We start from the raw sequence: 585 nt of genomic DNA on the forward strand, positions 1-585 counted from the left end.
AAACAGATAGGCTTCTAATAGCTAGCAGCGTTTCTTCAAATCCGGACCTGTAGTGACTTATATGATTTAGTGTATAAATAAATTTCGGCGTTCTATCGGGGTGTCTTTTGCGAGTATGGTATTCGGCTGATATAGAGGGCATAGCGTGGATGGTACGCTAAACAACGCTAAGGGCGAACAATCAGCGAACGCTTAGGCGGCGCGGCTATCCGGCGGCAGATTGAGGGCCTTGCGGCCAGCGGAAGCGGCTGCTCGATCCCAGAGGAAATCGCCCGAGAAAGCAATATGCTCCCAACCTACTGGGGACGTATGGGCGAGTAGATCATCAGGCACCGCGACCGATGTTGATCGTAGATGCTGGGCGGCGGCATCCATGTAGATCGTGTTCCAATAGACGATCGCGGCGACGAGCAGATTGAGGCCGGACGCCCGATATTGCTGCGCCTCGTGGCTGCGGTCGATGATGCGGCCCTGGCGGAATGTGTAGATCGCCTGCGTCAGGGCATGGCGCTGCTCGCCGTTGTTGAGACCGGCATGGCATCGCCGGCGCCGATCGGGAGTTTCTAGCCAGTCCAGCATGAACAG

The 585-nt window shown here is 56.2% G+C and carries 1 protein-coding gene; it reads right to left on the bottom strand.

What is annotated here, in order from left to right; all coding sequences use genetic code 11:
* Positions 1-192: 192 nt before the first annotated feature.
* A partial coding sequence (locus tag C1631_RS25315; RefSeq protein ID WP_165828370.1) for a Tn3 family transposase occupies positions 193-585 on the bottom strand: 393 nt, incomplete at its 5' end.

It is taken from the genome of Chryseobacterium phosphatilyticum, from assembly GCF_002899825.2.
Lineage (GTDB): Bacteria > Bacteroidota > Bacteroidia > Flavobacteriales > Weeksellaceae > Chryseobacterium > Chryseobacterium phosphatilyticum.